The following is a 14,922-nucleotide window of genomic DNA, read 5'->3' as shown; positions in this document are numbered from 1 at the left end:
GTCGAGTATGCCGGACGGGTGGAACCGGCCCGCACGAGCCTGTGGAAAACCGCCTGCGGACGGCCCTGGCCTCAGTCCTTGTGGACGGTGCCGTCCGGGTCCAGGCCCCGGAAGGACAGCAGGACGATCAGGATGCCGCCGCACACGATCGCCGAGTCGGCCAGGTTGAACACGGCGAATCCCTTGGGCGCGATGAAGTCCACGACCTTGCCCTCGAACACGCCGGGCGACCGGAAGATGCGGTCGGTCAGGTTGCCGAGGGCACCGCCGAGCAGCAGGCCGAGCGCAATGGCCCAGGGGTAGCTGTAGAGCTTGCGGGCCAGGCGCATGATCACCACGATCACGGCCGCGGCGATCACGGTGAAGATGATCGTGAAGGCCGCGCCGAAGCCGAAGGCCGCACCTGGGTTGCGGGTGGCGTTCAGCTCCAGCCAGTCCCCGACGAGCCTGATCGGCTCATGGCCCTCCAGCTTGGCGACCACGAGCAGCTTGCTGATCAGATCGAGGGCGTACGCGAACGCGGCCACCGCGAACAGCAGGGCGATCCGGCGCCCACGACCACCCCGCGCCGCGGCCGGGGTCTGCTGCCCGCCCGCGCCGGACGCGGCGGCCGGGCTGGACGCACCGGAACCGGCGGGCGCTCCGGCCGCAGCCGTCCGCTCGCCGCCGTCGTCCGGGGTGTCCGGCGTACCGATGATGCGCTCCGCCTCTGCCACGTGAGTCCCTCAACCTAGGTGCCTGACTGAGGACGAGACTACGGCACGGCCCCGCACGGTCAGGAGCGGCGTTCCTGCTTCTGCTTGCACTCGACGCACAGCGTGGCCCGGGGGAAGGCCTGCATCCGGGCCTTGCCGATGGGGTTGCCGCAGTTCTCGCACAGGCCGTAGGTGCCCGCGTCCAGCCGCTCCAGGGCGTGCTCGTTCTGGACCAGCATCTCGCGCGCGTTGGCGGCGAGCGCCAGCTCGTGCTCACGCGTGATGTTCTTGGTGCCGGTGTCGGCCTGGTCGTCTCCCGCGCCGTCCCCGGAGTCCCGCATCAGGCCCGCGAGGGACGCCTCGGAGGAGCTGATCTCGGTGCGGAGCCGCTCCACCTCGGACAGCAGTTCGGCACGGGCCTCGGCGACCTCTTCCGGGGTCCAGGGGTCCTCTCCGGGGCGCACCGCCAGCTCGCCGGGCTCCGCCGCGGCGACTCGCGCCTTGGGAACGGCGGTCTCCGCCATGGCCGTGCCAGGAGTCTTCTTCGCAACCACCGTCGTGGCTCCCGTCTGCTCCGCGGCCCGCGCCGCGCCCGCTTTCTTGGCCCTGCTCGTGTCAGCCGCCTCCGTGGAGACGCCCTTCGCGGCCGCCTTCCTGCCGCCGGCCTTCCGGGCCGGCGCCTTCTTGACGGCCGTCTCCTCCACCGCTCCCTTCGCCGCCGGCTTCTTTCCGCCGGACTTCTCTGCCACCGCCTTCTTCGGGGCCGCCTCGGCCGCCACCGCGACCGCGGCGACCGCCGTCTTCTCGGCGGCGGCCTTCCTGGCAACGGCCTTCTTGGCCAGCCTCTCCTTGACGGCGGTCTCCTTGGTGGTCGCCTTCTTGGCGGACCCGGCCGCCATCTTCCTGGCGGCCTTCTTCATGGCCGTCTCTTCCCCCACCGCCGCCTTTTCGGCGGCCGTCTCCTTGGCCGCGGACTTCCTGGCAGCCGTCTTCTCGGCGGCCGTCTTCTCGGCCGCGGACTTCCTGGCAGCCGACTTCTCGACAGCCGTCTTCGGGGCGGCCGACTTGTCGGCGGCCGTCCTCTTGGCGGCAGTCTTCCCGGCAGCAGTTTTCCCGGCGGCCGTCTTCTTGACGGCGGTCTCCTCCTCGGCCGTCATCGCCTTGTCCACGGGCTTCCGGCGAGCCTCCTCCTCGCCGGCCGGATCCCTCGCCGCGGTCTTCCGCACGGCCGTCCTCCCGGCGGCCGTCTTCTTGACGGCGGTCTCCTCCTCGGCCGTCATCGCCTTGTCCACCGGCTTCCTGGGAGCCTTCTCCTCGGCGGCCGGATCCCTCGCCGCGGTCTTCCGCACGGCCGTCCTCCCGGCAGCCGTCTTCTTGACGGCGGTCTCCTCCTCGGCCGTCATCGCCTTGTCCACCGGCTTCCTGGGAGCCTTCTCCTCGGCGGCCGGCTCCTGCCCCGCGGGCTTCCGCGCGGCCGTCCTCCCGGCAGCCGGCTCCTTCACGGCCGGCGCTCTCATCGCCGTCTTCCTCGCGGCCGGCTGCACGCCCCTCCCCGCGGTCGGCCTCTTCCTGCCGTCCACTGCCTTGGCCTCGCCGCCGGAGGCAACCACACCCCCGCGCCGGCCGGTCGCCGGCTGCTGTACGGCGGTCCTTTTCGCCACCATGGCCGCGACCCCTTCACATACTGTGATGTTGCTCGCGAATCGTGCTGGGACGATAAATCGACTTGAGTCCCGCGGCAACGGGGCACACCGCCCGATTCGCCCGCCCGCACTCCCCGCGCAGCGGACCTGCATCCGTTGTGCCCAGCTCCCCGCCGGGTAATCCGCCGGGCCGGCCCCGCCCGGACCCGAGCGCCCGCCACCTGGCCATTCGGGTCACCCCGGACCGTCGCGCGGCCGGCGGCACACCGCGCGGAAAACCGGTCGGCCGCTGTCCGCGCGGCGCCGTACACTGGGCGGAGCGAAAAGCGTGGATGGGGACGAGTAGCGGCGTACGCAGCCCAGAGCGACCCGGGGACGGTGTGAGCCCGGGGGCGAGCGCGACGTGAAGATCACCCCGGAGCCGCCGGAAGAAAGCCGCAGCCAGCAGGCCACGGCGAGTAGAACCGGCTTCGCGACCCCAATGAGGGGGCTCACCGGCGCGTACGGCGCGGCGGAGGGCCAAGGAGGGTGGTACCGCGGGAGCGCGCCGCACACGGCGTAAGCAGGATCGAAGGCTCTCGTCCCTCCGACGGAAGGCAGCAAGTCCGTTGGAGGATGCTCGCAGATGACAGCGCCGACGTACCGCCAGGTGCCCGCACAGGTCGACCTGCCCGCTCTTGAGCACGCCGTGCTCGACTTCTGGCGTGAGCAGAAGATCTTCGCCAAGAGCCTGGAGCAGTCCGAGGGCCGCCCGGAATGGGTGTTCTACGAAGGCCCGCCCACCGCCAACGGCATGCCCGGCGCCCACCACATCGAGGCGCGCGTCTTCAAGGACGTCTTCCCGCGCTTCCGCACCATGCGCGGCTACCACGTGGCCCGCAAGGCCGGCTGGGACTGCCACGGCCTGCCCGTGGAGCTGGCCGTCGAGAAGGAGCTGGGCTTCTCCGGCAAGCAGGACATCGAGGCGTACGGCATCGCCGAGTTCAACGCCAAGTGCCGTGAGTCCGTGACCCGGCACACCGACGCCTTCGCCGAGCTCACGACCCGCATGGGCTACTGGGTCGACCTGGACGACGCCTACCGGACCATGGACCCCGAGTACGTGGAGTCGGTCTGGTGGTCGCTGAAGGAGATCTTCACCAAGGGCCTGCTGGTCCAGGACCACCGCGTCGCCCCCTGGTGCCCGCGCTGCGGCACCGGCCTCTCGGACCACGAGCTGGCCCAGGGCTACGAGACGGTCGTCGACCCGTCCGTGTACGTCCGTTTCCCGCTCACCTCCGGTCCGCTCGCCGGCGAGGCCGCGCTCCTGGTGTGGACGACGACCCCCTGGACCCTGGTGTCCAACACGGCGGTCGCCGCGCACCCGGAGGTCACCTACGTCGTCGCCACCAACGGCGAGGAGAAGCTCGTCGTCGCCGAGCCGCTGCTCGCGAAGGCGCTCGGCGAGGGCTGGGAGCCGACGGGCCGGACCTTCACCGGCGCCGAGATGGAGCGCTGGACGTATCAACGTCCGTTCGAGCTCGTGGAGTTCCCGAGCGCCAGCGAGGGAACCAATGGGCACAGCCCGGAGCCGGCGCACTTCGTGGTGAACGCCGAGTACGTGACGACCGAGGACGGTACGGGTCTGGTCCACCAGTCCCCCGCCTTCGGTGAGGACGACCTCAAGGTCTGCCGCGCCTACGGTCTGCCCGTCGTGAACCCGGTCCGCCCGGACGGCACCTTCGAGGAGGATGTCCCGCTGGTCGGCGGCGTCTTCTTCAAGAAGGCGGACGAAAAGCTCACCGCGGACCTCCAGCAGCGCGGCCTCCTCTTCAAGCACGTCGCGTACGAGCACAGCTACCCGCACTGCTGGCGCTGCCACACCGCGCTGCTCTACTACGCGCAGCCCTCCTGGTACATCCGCACGACGGCGATCAAGGACCGCCTGATCCAGGAGAACGAGAAGACCAACTGGTTCCCGGACACGGTCAAGCACGGCCGCTTCGGCGACTGGCTGAACAACAACATCGACTGGGCACTGTCCCGCAACCGCTACTGGGGCACCCCGCTGCCGATCTGGCGCTGCGAGGACGACCACCTCACCTGCGTCGGCTCCCGCGCGGAGCTGACCGAGCTGACGGGCACCGACCAGTCGGGCCTGGACCCGCACCGGCCGTACATCGACGAGGTCACCTTCGCCTGCCGCCACGACGGCTGCGGCAAGACGGCCACGCGCGTGCCGGAGGTCATCGACGCCTGGTACGACTCGGGCTCGATGCCGTTCGCGCAGTGGGGCTACCCGTACAAGAACAAGGAGCTGTTCGAGAGCCGCTACCCGGCGCAGTTCATCTCCGAGGCGATCGACCAGACCCGCGGCTGGTTCTACACGCTGATGGCCGTCGGCACGCTGGTCTTCGACAAGTCGTCGTACGAGAACGTCGTCTGCCTGGGCCACATCCTGGCCGAGGACGGCCGCAAGATGTCCAAGCACCTGGGCAACATCCTGCAACCGATCCCGCTCATGGACCAGCACGGCGCGGACGCGGTGCGCTGGTTCATGGCGGCCGGCGGCTCGCCGTGGGCGGCCCGGCGGGTCGGCCACGGCACCATCCAGGAGGTCGTCCGCAAGACCCTGCTGACGTACTGGAACACGGTCGCCTTCCAGGCGCTGTACGCCCGCACCTCCGAGTGGGCGCCCAGCGCGGCGGACCCGGCGCCGGCCGAGCGCCCGCTGCTGGACCGCTGGCTGCTGTCCGAGCTGCACGCGCTCACCGACCAGGTGACGCAGGCCCTGGAGGCGTACGACACCCAGCGCGCCGGCAAGCTGCTGTCCGCGTTCGTCGACGACCTGTCCAACTGGTACGTCCGCCGTTCCCGCCGCCGCTTCTGGCAGGGCGACAAGGCCGCGCTGCGCACGCTGCACGAGGTGCTGGAGACGGTCACCAAGCTGCTGGCGCCAATCACCCCGTTCATCGCCGAGCGGGTGTGGCAGGACCTGGTCGTGCCGGTGACCCCGGGCGCGCCGGAGTCCGTGCACCTGGCCTCCTGGCCGGAGGCGGACCTGGCGGCGATCGACCCGGAGCTGTCGAAGCAGATGGTCCTGGTCCGCCGGCTGGTCGAGCTGGGCCGGGCCACGCGCGCGGAGTCGGGCGTCAAGACGCGTCAGCCGCTGTCGCGCGCGCTGATCGCGGCGAGCGGTTTCGAGTCCCTGGACCGGGAGCTGCACACGCAGATCACCGAGGAGCTGAACGTCTCCTCGCTGGCGTCGCTGTCCGAGGTCGGCGGCTCGCTGGTCGACACCACCGCCAAGGCCAACTTCCGCGCCCTGGGCAAGCGGTTCGGCAAGCGGGTGCAGGACGTGGCCAAGGCGATCGCCGCCGCCGACGCGGCCGCGCTCTCCCTCGCCCTGCGTGAGGGCACGGCCTCGGTGGAGGTCGACGGTGAGACGGTGACCCTCGCTCCCGACGAGGTGATCATCACCGAGACCCCGCGCGAGGGCTGGTCGGTGGCCTCCGACTCGGGCGCCACGGTCGCCCTGGACCTGGAGATCACCGAGGAGCTGCGGCAGGCGGGCCTGGCCCGTGACGCGATCCGGCTGATCCAGGAGGCCCGCAAGAACAGCGGTCTGGATGTGGCCGACCGGATCGCTCTGCGCTGGGTGTCGACGGATGCCGCGGTGGTCGCGGCGCTGTCCGAACACTCCGAGCTGATCGCCGACGAGGTTCTGTCCACGGACTTCGGGCAGGGTGTGGGCGACGACAGCTTTGGTGAGCCGTTCACCGATGAGGGGCTGTCTCTGACGTTCCGGCTGCGGAAGGTGTAAGCGCCGACCTTGCTGAGAAGGGCCCGGTCTCCGTCTCGGAGGCCGGGCCCTTCTGTTTCTTCACTCAACCCGCGTAAAAAGGGCGGGCCCCCGGGACCGAAGTCCAGGGGGCCCGCCCTATTGAGCGCTGCCGACGCCGTTGTCGTACTAGTGCCCGGTGCTCAGTTGTCGTCCTCGTCGATCAGGAACCCGCGCATCGGCGAGGGTGCCTGACCCATCGGGGACGGGCCCTGCGGGCGGACCGGGGCCATGGGCTGAGTCATGGCCGGGGTCATCTGCTGCTGGCCGCCGTAGGACGGGGCGGACGGACCGGGGTTGCCGCCCATCGTCTGGTTGCCACCGTAGGACGGGGCGCCGGCCGGAGCCATGGAGGGCGCCGGGGACGGCGGCAGCGACGCGGTCGCCGGGGTGCGCGGCGGGGCCAGGGAGTCGTCGGCCTGGGTCTCCAGCTGGCGCAGCTGGGACTCGAGGTACGACTTCAGACGCGTGCGGTACTCGCGCTCGAAGCCGCGCAGGTCCTCGACCTTGCGCTCCAGCGTGGCGCGGGCGGACTCCAGGGAGCCCATCGCGACGCGGTGCTTCTCCTGCGCGTCCCGCTCCAGGGCGTCGGCCTTGGCACGGGCGTCACGCTCCAGACCCTCGGCGCGGCTGCGGGCCTCGCCGACGATCTTGTTGGCCTCGGAGCGGGCCTCGGCGATCGCCTGGTCGGCGGTCTGCTGGGCCAGCGAGAGGACACGGGCGGCACTGTCGCCACCGGGGCCCTGACCGGGGCCGCCCATCGGACCGCCCATGGGGCCGCCCATCGGGCCACCCATCTGCTGCATGGGCGGCTGGCCGCCCATCGGGCCGGGACCCATCGGACCCTGGCCCATCGGGCCGGGACCCTGCGGGCCACCCTGACCGCCGGGACCGGCGGGCAGCTGCGGGGCGCCGCTCGGCAGCTGGGGCGGGCCACCCATGGGGCCGCCCATCTGCTGCTGCGGCGGGCCCGATATGCCGGCGGGCACCGGCGCGCCGGGACCTCGCATGCCCTGCTGGGGGTGCTGCGGCGGGTGCTGCTGGTCCTGCTCCGGCGGGCCCTTGCGCATGTTCTGCTGGTTCTGGGCGGCCGCACGGGTCGCCGCGGCCAGCTTGGCGCGCAGGTCCTCGTTCTCACGAAGCAGACGGGTCAGTTCGGCTTCGACCTCGTCGAGGAAGGCATCGACCTCGTCCTCGTCATAGCCTTCTCGGAGGCGGACGGTCGTGAACTGCTTGTTCCGCACGTCCTCGGGGGTCAACGGCATCTCTTCACCTCAACGTAGTCATCGGCAGTCGGCAAGACCGTATCGTCCACCCTCATCACATGAAGCTCCCCGTGATGGAGAGGAGGATGTAGACGATGATCATCAGTACGAAGAAGGACAGGTCGAGCGCCACGCCCCCGAGACGCAGCGGCGGGATGAACCGCCGCAGAAGCTTCAGCGGTGGATCGGTGACAGTGTAGGTGGCCTCCAGTACGACCACCATCGCCTTGCCGGGTTGCCACGAGCGGGCGAACTGGAACACGTAATCCATCACGAGCCGGAAGATGAGCACGGCGAGGAACACCAGCAGCGCGGTGTGGACCACCGTGACGAACACGCTCATGGTCTGCGCTTCCCTCTCCCCTGTTCCATGCTCTTCCGAGCCTCGATCCGGTTGCCTGCGTCTCAGCTCTGGTTGAAGAACCCGCCCTCTGCGATGCGGGCCTTGTCCTCCGCCGTGACATCGACGTTAGCAGGAGACAACAGGAACACCTTCTGCGTCACCCGCTCGATGCTGCCGTGAAGACCAAACACCAAACCGGCCGCAAAGTCGACAAGTCGCTTCGCGTCTGTGTCATCCATCTCAGTCAGATTCATGATCACCGGGGTGCCCTCACGGAAGTGTTCCCCGATGGTACGGGCCTCGTTGTAGGTCCGCGGGTGGAGCGTGGTGATCCGGTAAGGCTCTCGCTCGGACACAACCTTGGGCATGATCACCGGTGCGTTCTTCTCGAGGGACTGACGTTCTTGTGTGATGGACGCCACGGGCGCGATGCGCGCCGGACGCCCGGATTCCGCGGCGAGCGAAGTCGATCGGACCACCGGCTCGCGCGGCGCGGGCGGTTGCACGATTCGCACCTCTTCGTCCCTTTGGGACTGATGTGCACTGTGCGATTGCTGTGACGAATCGTGCCGTCGATGATCCCGCTCGGGTTCCGGGTCCAACTCGGGCTCGAAGTCGTCGTCGGGGTCGAATCCGCGGCCGTCGTACCCATCGTCCTCCACGAGGCCGAGGTAGACCGCCATCTTGCGCATCGCGCCGGCCATGCTCTGAGTCCTCCGCTCTGTGGTGGATCGACTGACGACTGCCAAGTGCCCGCGATCCACGAGGTCGTTGTGCCCGTCTTCACAGGCATTGACCATATTTTCTGCTGTGGTCCGACTTCCTGGCGACGTTACCCGAGCCTGGGGCGGACTCCGAGCACCGCAGTGCCGACGCGCACATGTGTCGCCCCGGCGGCCACGGCCTGTTCGAGGTCCGCGCTCATCCCTGCCGACACCATGGTTGCAGCCGGATGGGCTCGGCGCAGGTCAGTCGACAAATCCATGAGCCGTTCAAACGCCGCCTGTTCGCGTCCCGCGTACTCCCCGGTGAGCGGAGCGACCGTCATCAGCCCGTCGAGCCGCAGTCCCGGCGCCTCGCCGATGAGATCGGCCAACTCTTCGATTCCGCCCGGCGCGACGCCTCCGCGCTCGCCCCGGCCGCTCTCCCCCGCGTCCAGCGCGACCTGGACGAGACAGCCCACCTCGCGCCCGGCCCGCACGGCCTCCTTCGACAGAGCTGTGACGAGCTTGGAACGATCGACGGACTGCACGACATCCGCGTAACCGACCACGGAACGGACTTTGTTGGTCTGCAACTGACCGACAAAATGCCATTTCAGGGGCAGATCCGCGCAAGCCGCGGCCTTGGGTGCCGCGTCCTGGTCACGGTTCTCGGCGACGTGACGCACACCGAGTTCCGACAGAATCCGCACATCACTCGCCGGATAGGTCTTGGTGACCACGATCAGGGTCACCTCCTCCCGCTTGCGCCCGGCCGCCACACACGCGGCGGTGATGCGCTCCTCCACTTTCGCCAGATTTGCGGCGAGTTGGGTCTTACGGTCCGTCATGCCCCATCAGTCCAGCCAGACATAGCCCGCGAGCCGCCCGGTGGTGCGGTCACGGCGGTACGAGAAGTGGTCGCCCGACTCCAGAGTGCACTCCGGCGACTGCGCCCGGTCGCACACCCCGAGCCGGTCGAGCTGCGCGTGCACCCCGGCGCCCACATCGACCGCCGGCGTGCCCCAGCTCGTCTCAGCGTGCGCCGTCGGCTCGACGGCCGCCACCTCGGCGCGCATCGCCTCCGGAACCTCGTAGCAGCGCCCGCAGACGGCCGGTCCGGTACGGGCGACGATCCGGCCCGGCTCGGCGCCGAGTTCGACCATGGCCCGTACGGCGGCGGGGACGACCCCCTTGACCATGCCGGGCCTGCCCGCGTGCGCCGCAGCGGCGACCCCGGCGACGGGATCGGCCAGCAGCAGCGGCACACAGTCGGCGGTGAGGACGGCGAGGGCGAGTCCGCGGCGGGCGGTGACGATCGCGTCGACCTCCGGCACCGGGTGTTCTCCCCAGGGTTCTTCCACCACGGCCACGTCGGCCCCGTGCACCTGGTTCATCCAGACGACCCGGCCCGGGTCGATGCCGAGCGACTTCGCCGCGATGTCCCGGTTGGTCCGTACGGCCTCGGGGTCGTCACCGACCGCGCCGCCGAGGTTGAGCTCCTCATACGGAGCGGCGCTCACCCCGCCCCACCGGTCGGTGAAGGCGAAGTGCGCGCCGCTCACGCTCTCGCGCTGTCCTATCACTTCAGGAAGTCCGGGACGTCCAGTTCCTCGGCCGCACTGTCCGCGTAGGGGGTCCGCGGAGCCGGGGTGACCGGCGGGGCGGCCGGGATGTCGGCCACCGGCTCGGGCGCCGGCTCCGGCTCCTCCTTGGGCTTGACGCTGCCCAGCGAGCCGAAGGACGGACGGCTGGGCTCGCCGGGCCGGGCCGCAGGCTCCTCGCGGCGGGAGCCCGCCGAAGCCGAGGCCGAACCGAGGACGTTGTCCCGGCGGGCCGGGGGCTGGCCCCCGTCGAAGCCGGCCGCGATCACGGTGACCCGGACCTCGTCGCCGAGGGCGTCGTCGATGACCGCGCCGAAGATGATGTTGGCCTCGGGGTGGGCGGCCTCGCTGACCAGCTGGGCCGCCTCGTTGATCTCGAACAGACCGAGGTCGGAGCCGCCGGAGATGGAGAGCAGCACGCCCCGGGCGCCGTCGATGGACGCCTCCAGCAGCGGCGAGGAGATCGCCATCTCGGCCGCCGCCACCGCGCGGTCGTCGCCGCGGGCCGAGCCGATGCCCATGAGGGCCGAACCGGCCTCGGACATGACCGACTTCACATCGGCGAAGTCGAGGTTGATGAGGCCGGGGGTGGTGATGAGGTCGGTGATGCCCTGGACACCGGAGAGCAGGACCTGGTCGGCGGACTTGAAGGCGTCCAGGACCGAGACCTGGCGGTCCGAGATGGACAGCAGCCGGTCGTTGGGGATGACGATGAGGGTGTCGACCTCTTCGCGCAGCTCGGCGATGCCGTCCTCGGCCTGGTTGGCGCGGCGCCGTCCCTCGAAGGTGAACGGGCGCGTGACCACACCGATGGTGAGGGCGCCGAGGGAGCGCGCGATGTTGGCCACGACGGGCGCGCCGCCGGTGCCGGTGCCGCCGCCTTCACCGGCCGTCACGAAGACCATGTCGGCCCCCTTGAGGACCTCCTCGATCTCCTCGCGGTGGTCCTCGGCGGCCTTGCGGCCCACGGCCGGGTTGGCTCCGGCGCCGAGTCCGCGGGTGAGTTCGCGGCCGACGTCCAGCTTGACGTCGGCGTCGCTCATCAACAGCGCCTGAGCGTCGGTGTTGATGGCGATGAACTCGACGCCCTTGAGACCGACCTCGATCATCCGGTTGATGGCATTGACACCACCGCCGCCGACACCGATGACCTTGATGACTGCGAGGTAGTTCTGCGGTGCTGCCACGTCGAAGGCCTCTCGCCTCGAATTACGTTGCCGTCGCCGCGCGGTGCCCCGCGCCGGGACGACAGATGCCGAATGGGACGGTCCATAACGCCGACCCGAACCCTAACCCTGAAGTTTAGGGTTACCAGTGTGTCTGTTCCCTGGAGTCTTCTGAACAGGACACTAAGTCGACAAGTGGCGCCCGTTCAACGAACACGCCGAACCTCCCGTTTTTCTTTTCACCCTATGTGATCAGCCGTAGCAGTGCCCAACCAGGGTGCTGGCCTGCGCTGATGTGCGTCAACTGCCCGATGACGCAGGGGCGGTGGGAACGCTGACATCGAAGTGCCGCGCGCCGGGAGCTGCTTTCATGAGAGCTGTGAGGGTCCGTGCCTTGGCACGGCCGTTCTCACCGCTGCCCCATGCGATCGTGCGGCCGTCGGCCAACTCCACTGAGATGTCGTCGTAGGAACGGACTTGGACGGTCCGGGTGTCCTTCGCCACGGCGGCCGGCAGCTCGCCGGCGACCCGGACCGCCTCGCGCACCAGCCGGTCGGTGCCGAAGCGGCGGAAGCTCGCGGAGCCGGAACCGGTACGGGAGACGGACAATTCCAGCTCCGGAACGCCACTCGGCGCCTGAGAAACCGTGGCGAATCGGACACCTTCGTGGTCGATTTCGACGAAGTTCCGGTCTTTTCGGACAATCAGCACCGGAGTGCGCTCAGTCACTCTCAGAGCGATTCCATGGGGCCAGGACCGGACCACATCAACGGTGTCAATTCGGGGCAATTTCTGGCGAAGTCGGGCTTCGATGCCATCGGTGTCGACGGAAATCATCGGCGCCCCGACCGGTACGGCCGCCGCGCCCAGCACCTCGGCGGGGGTGAGCACGCGCGTGCCGGACACCGAGACGTGCCGGACGCGCAGCCAGTTCGAGCCGTACAACACCCAGGTGCCACCGGCCCCCAGGAGTACGGCGAGCACGGCCAGGATGACGATCGTACGAAGGCGCAGTCTCCTGAGCCTGCGGACGAGCGGCGGGCCGGACGACTCCTGCTGGCGTTCACCGCGCTCGGCGGTCGTCGGTCCGGCCACGCGCGCTCCCTTTCCTGGCTCGGCTCACCTCCGGGGCGCGCCCCTTCGGCTCACTCGCCGATGCTAGTGGTGGCGCGAGGCGATCGCCTCGTACACCATGCCGACGAGCAGCTCGTCGGCATCCCGGCGGCCGAACTCGCTTGCCGCGCGGGACATCTCGTACAGCCGGTGCGGATCGGCGAGCACGGGCAGGACGTTCTGCTGGACCCACTCCGGCGTGAGTTCCGCGTCGTCGACCAGGAGGCCGCCGCCGGCCTTGACCACCGGCTGGGCGTTGAGCCGCTGTTCGCCGTTGCCGATGGGCAGCGGGACATAGGCGGCCGGGAGTCCGACGGCGGAGAGTTCGGCGACGGTCATCGCGCCCGCACGGCAGAGCATCATGTCGGCCGCGGCGTACGCGAGGTCCATCCGGTCCAGGTAACTTACCGGGATGTAGGGGGGCATTCCCGGCATCTGGTGCACCTGCGGCAGTTCGTTCTTCGGGCCGACCGCGTGCAGGATCTGGATGCCGGCCTGCTGGAGCCACGGGGCGACCTGCTGGACGACCTCGTTGAGGCGGCGGGCGCCCTGGGAGCCGCCGGAGACGAGCAGCGTGGGCAGGTTCGGGTCGAGGCCGAAGCGGTGCCGGGCCTCGGGGCGGGCGGCGGCGCGGTCCAGGGTGGCGATGGAGCGGCGCAGCGGGATGCCGATGTAGCGGGCGTCGCGCAGCTTGCTGTCGGGCGTGGAGACAGCGACCCGGGCCGCGTACCGCGAGCCGATCTTGTTGGCCAGGCCGGGGCGGGCGTTGGCCTCGTGGATCACGATGGGCACACCGAGGCGCTTGGCCGCCAGATAGCCGGGCAGGGCGACATAGCCGCCGAAACCGACCACGACGTCCGCCTTGGTGCGCTCCAGGATCTGCTCGGCGGCCTTGATGGTGCCGCGCAGCCGGCCCGGGACGGTGATCAGCTCGGGGGTCGGCTTACGGGGCAGCGGCACCGCCGGGATCAGCGCCAGCTCGTAGCCGCGCTCCGGGACGAGCCTGGTCTCCAGGCCGCGCTCCGTGCCCAGGGCCGTGATCCCCACGGTCGGGTCCTGCCTGCGCAGGGCGTCCGCGAGGGCGAGCGCGGGCTCGATGTGGCCGGCGGTCCCTCCACCGGCGAGTACGACATGCACCGAAATTCACCGCTCTCCGGACGAACGCGCCGCCGAGGCACGCCGTCGCATCGTGTTCCATCTCCGAGGCCCCCGCTCGGCACCGGAGCCTCCCGCCCGCTTTCTACCAAAGCGAGGTTGCCGCATCGCAAGCGCCGCCCGCGCAGCGGGCTCGTCGCGTGCGAAGGCGATCAGCAGCCCGATGGCGAACATGGTCGGCAGCAGGGCGGACCCTCCGTAGGAGAACAGCGGGAGAGGGACACCGGCGATCGGCAGCAGACCGAGCACCGCACCGATGTTGATCACCGCCTGGGCGGTGATCCAGGTGGTCACACCTCCCGCTGCGTACCTCACGAAGGGGTCCTCCGTGCGTCCGGCCACGCGGATACCCGCATAGCCTAGAGCCGCGAACAGGGCGAGCACCGACAGCGTCCCCGCCAGGCCCAGTTCCTCGCCGGTGACGGCGAAGATGAAGTCGGTGTGGGCCTCCGGCAGTTGGCCCCATTTTTCCACACTCGCACCGAGACCGGAACCGAAGAGTCCGCCGGAGGCGAGGGCGTAGATGCCGTGCGCGCCCTGCCAGCACATGTCGTTCGGGCCCGGGTCGGTGGCGGCGATGCAGCTGAGCCGGTTCAGCCGGTGCGGGCTGGACCAGATGGCGAGCGCGGCGAGCAGCCCGGCGACGGTCAGTACCCCGGAGAACAGCCGGGTCGGCGCTCCCGCGAGCCACAGCAGCCCGAACAGGATCGCGGTCAGGATGATCGTCGTACCCATGTCGCCGCCGAGCATGATCAGCCCGAGCAGCAGGAAGGTGACCGGCACCAGCGGCACCAGCATGTGCTTCCACTGGGTCAGCAGCCTCTTCTCCTGCTTGCGGGCGATCAGGTCCGCGCCCCACAGCACCAGGGCCAGCTTGCCGAACTCGCTGGGCTGGATCTGGAAGGAGCCGCCGAGGGCGATCCAGTTCTGGTTGCCGTTGACCGCCATCCCTATCCCGGGGATCTGCACCAGGACCATCAGGAAGACGGCGCCGGCGAGGATCGGGTACGCCAGCGCCCGGTGCAGCTTCACCGGCATGCGGGAGGCCACGAACAGCAGTACACCGCCGATGACCGCGGCGAGGAACTGCTTGCGGAAGAAGTAAGACCCGGGCAGCGACAGCTGCAGCGCCGTGATCTGGGAGGCCGAGTAGACCATCACCAGGCCCAGCACGGTGATCAGCAGGGTGCCGCCGACAATCAGATAGTAGGCGGTCAGCGGCCGGTCCCAGGCCTTCCGGGCGCGGGTGTAGAGCCGTTGTACGGGGTTCTCGCGCGGCGGGCGGGCTGCCGCGGGCCTTCCGGCGGCGCGCTGCACCGGTGGACGGCCTGTACGGCTACCGGACATCACCAGCTCCTCGCACCCGCCGACCAAACCCGAGCCACATCCGCCTCACGCGTCCCTCCAAGGGTCCCGA

Annotated in this window: 12 protein-coding genes; 1 reads left to right on the top strand and 11 read right to left on the bottom strand. The window is 70.0% G+C overall.

The window, feature by feature from the left end; genetic code table 11:
* Positions 1-71: 71 nt before the first annotated feature.
* The gene (lspA, locus tag ACZ418_RS26675; protein WP_468367558.1) at positions 72-716 is read right to left on the bottom strand and encodes a signal peptidase II; all 645 of its coding nucleotides are present in this window, start codon (positions 714-716) and stop codon (positions 72-74) included.
* A 59-nt stretch (positions 717-775) separates the two neighbouring features.
* A complete protein-coding gene (locus ACZ418_RS26670) occupies positions 776-2,212 on the bottom strand; it encodes a histone H1-like repetitive region-containing protein (RefSeq protein ID WP_468367555.1) in 1,437 nt (478 codons plus the stop codon).
* Positions 2,213-2,963: 751 nt separating this feature from the next.
* Between ACZ418_RS26670 and ileS the strand changes: the two genes are divergently transcribed.
* Positions 2,964-6,140 (top strand): isoleucine--tRNA ligase, encoded by a 3,177-nt coding sequence (gene ileS / locus ACZ418_RS26665; RefSeq protein WP_468367553.1) that lies wholly within the window; start codon positions 2,964-2,966, stop codon positions 6,138-6,140.
* A gap of 161 nt (positions 6,141-6,301) precedes the next feature.
* Here ileS and ACZ418_RS26660 read toward each other — a convergent pair whose 3' ends face one another.
* From ACZ418_RS26660 to ftsW, 9 genes are all read right to left on the bottom strand, one after another.
* On the bottom strand, positions 6,302-7,423 hold the full coding sequence (locus tag ACZ418_RS26660; RefSeq protein ID WP_468367550.1) for a DivIVA domain-containing protein: 1,122 nt from the start codon (positions 7,421-7,423) through the stop codon (positions 6,302-6,304).
* 55 nt (positions 7,424-7,478) lie between these two features.
* The gene (locus ACZ418_RS26655) at positions 7,479-7,766 is read right to left on the bottom strand and encodes a YggT family protein (RefSeq protein ID WP_055707297.1); all 288 of its coding nucleotides are present in this window, start codon (positions 7,764-7,766) and stop codon (positions 7,479-7,481) included.
* Between the two features lie 62 nt (positions 7,767-7,828).
* A complete protein-coding gene (locus ACZ418_RS26650) occupies positions 7,829-8,470 on the bottom strand; it encodes a cell division protein SepF (RefSeq protein ID WP_468367546.1) in 642 nt (213 codons plus the stop codon).
* A 128-nt stretch (positions 8,471-8,598) separates the two neighbouring features.
* Positions 8,599-9,318, bottom strand: a complete 720-nt coding sequence (locus ACZ418_RS26645) for a YggS family pyridoxal phosphate-dependent enzyme (protein ID WP_450980679.1) — start codon at positions 9,316-9,318, stop codon at positions 8,599-8,601.
* A gap of 6 nt (positions 9,319-9,324) precedes the next feature.
* Complete coding sequence (gene pgeF / locus ACZ418_RS26640) at positions 9,325-10,053, bottom strand: peptidoglycan editing factor PgeF (RefSeq protein WP_468367543.1); 729 nt, start codon at positions 10,051-10,053, stop codon at positions 9,325-9,327.
* Complete coding sequence (ftsZ, locus tag ACZ418_RS26635; protein WP_468367540.1) at positions 10,050-11,258, bottom strand: cell division protein FtsZ; 1,209 nt, start codon at positions 11,256-11,258, stop codon at positions 10,050-10,052. The genes pgeF and ftsZ overlap by 4 nt, the downstream gene beginning before the upstream one ends.
* A gap of 279 nt (positions 11,259-11,537) precedes the next feature.
* Entirely contained in the window at positions 11,538-12,332 is a 795-nt protein-coding gene (locus ACZ418_RS26630; protein ID WP_468367537.1) for a cell division protein FtsQ/DivIB, read from the bottom strand.
* Positions 12,333-12,395: 63 nt separating this feature from the next.
* Positions 12,396-13,487, bottom strand: coding sequence for an undecaprenyldiphospho-muramoylpentapeptide beta-N-acetylglucosaminyltransferase (gene murG, locus ACZ418_RS26625; RefSeq protein WP_468367535.1), 1,092 nt, complete (start codon positions 13,485-13,487; stop codon positions 12,396-12,398).
* Between the two features lie 6 nt (positions 13,488-13,493).
* On the bottom strand, positions 13,494-14,852 hold the full coding sequence (gene ftsW / locus ACZ418_RS26620; protein ID WP_468367533.1) for a putative lipid II flippase FtsW: 1,359 nt from the start codon (positions 14,850-14,852) through the stop codon (positions 13,494-13,496).
* Between the last annotated feature and the right edge of the window lie 70 nt (positions 14,853-14,922).

The organism is Streptomyces sp. NPDC030820 (assembly GCF_055572075.1).
Note: the sequence above shows the minus strand (reverse complement) of the source record. Positions and strands in the feature narration are given on the sequence as shown.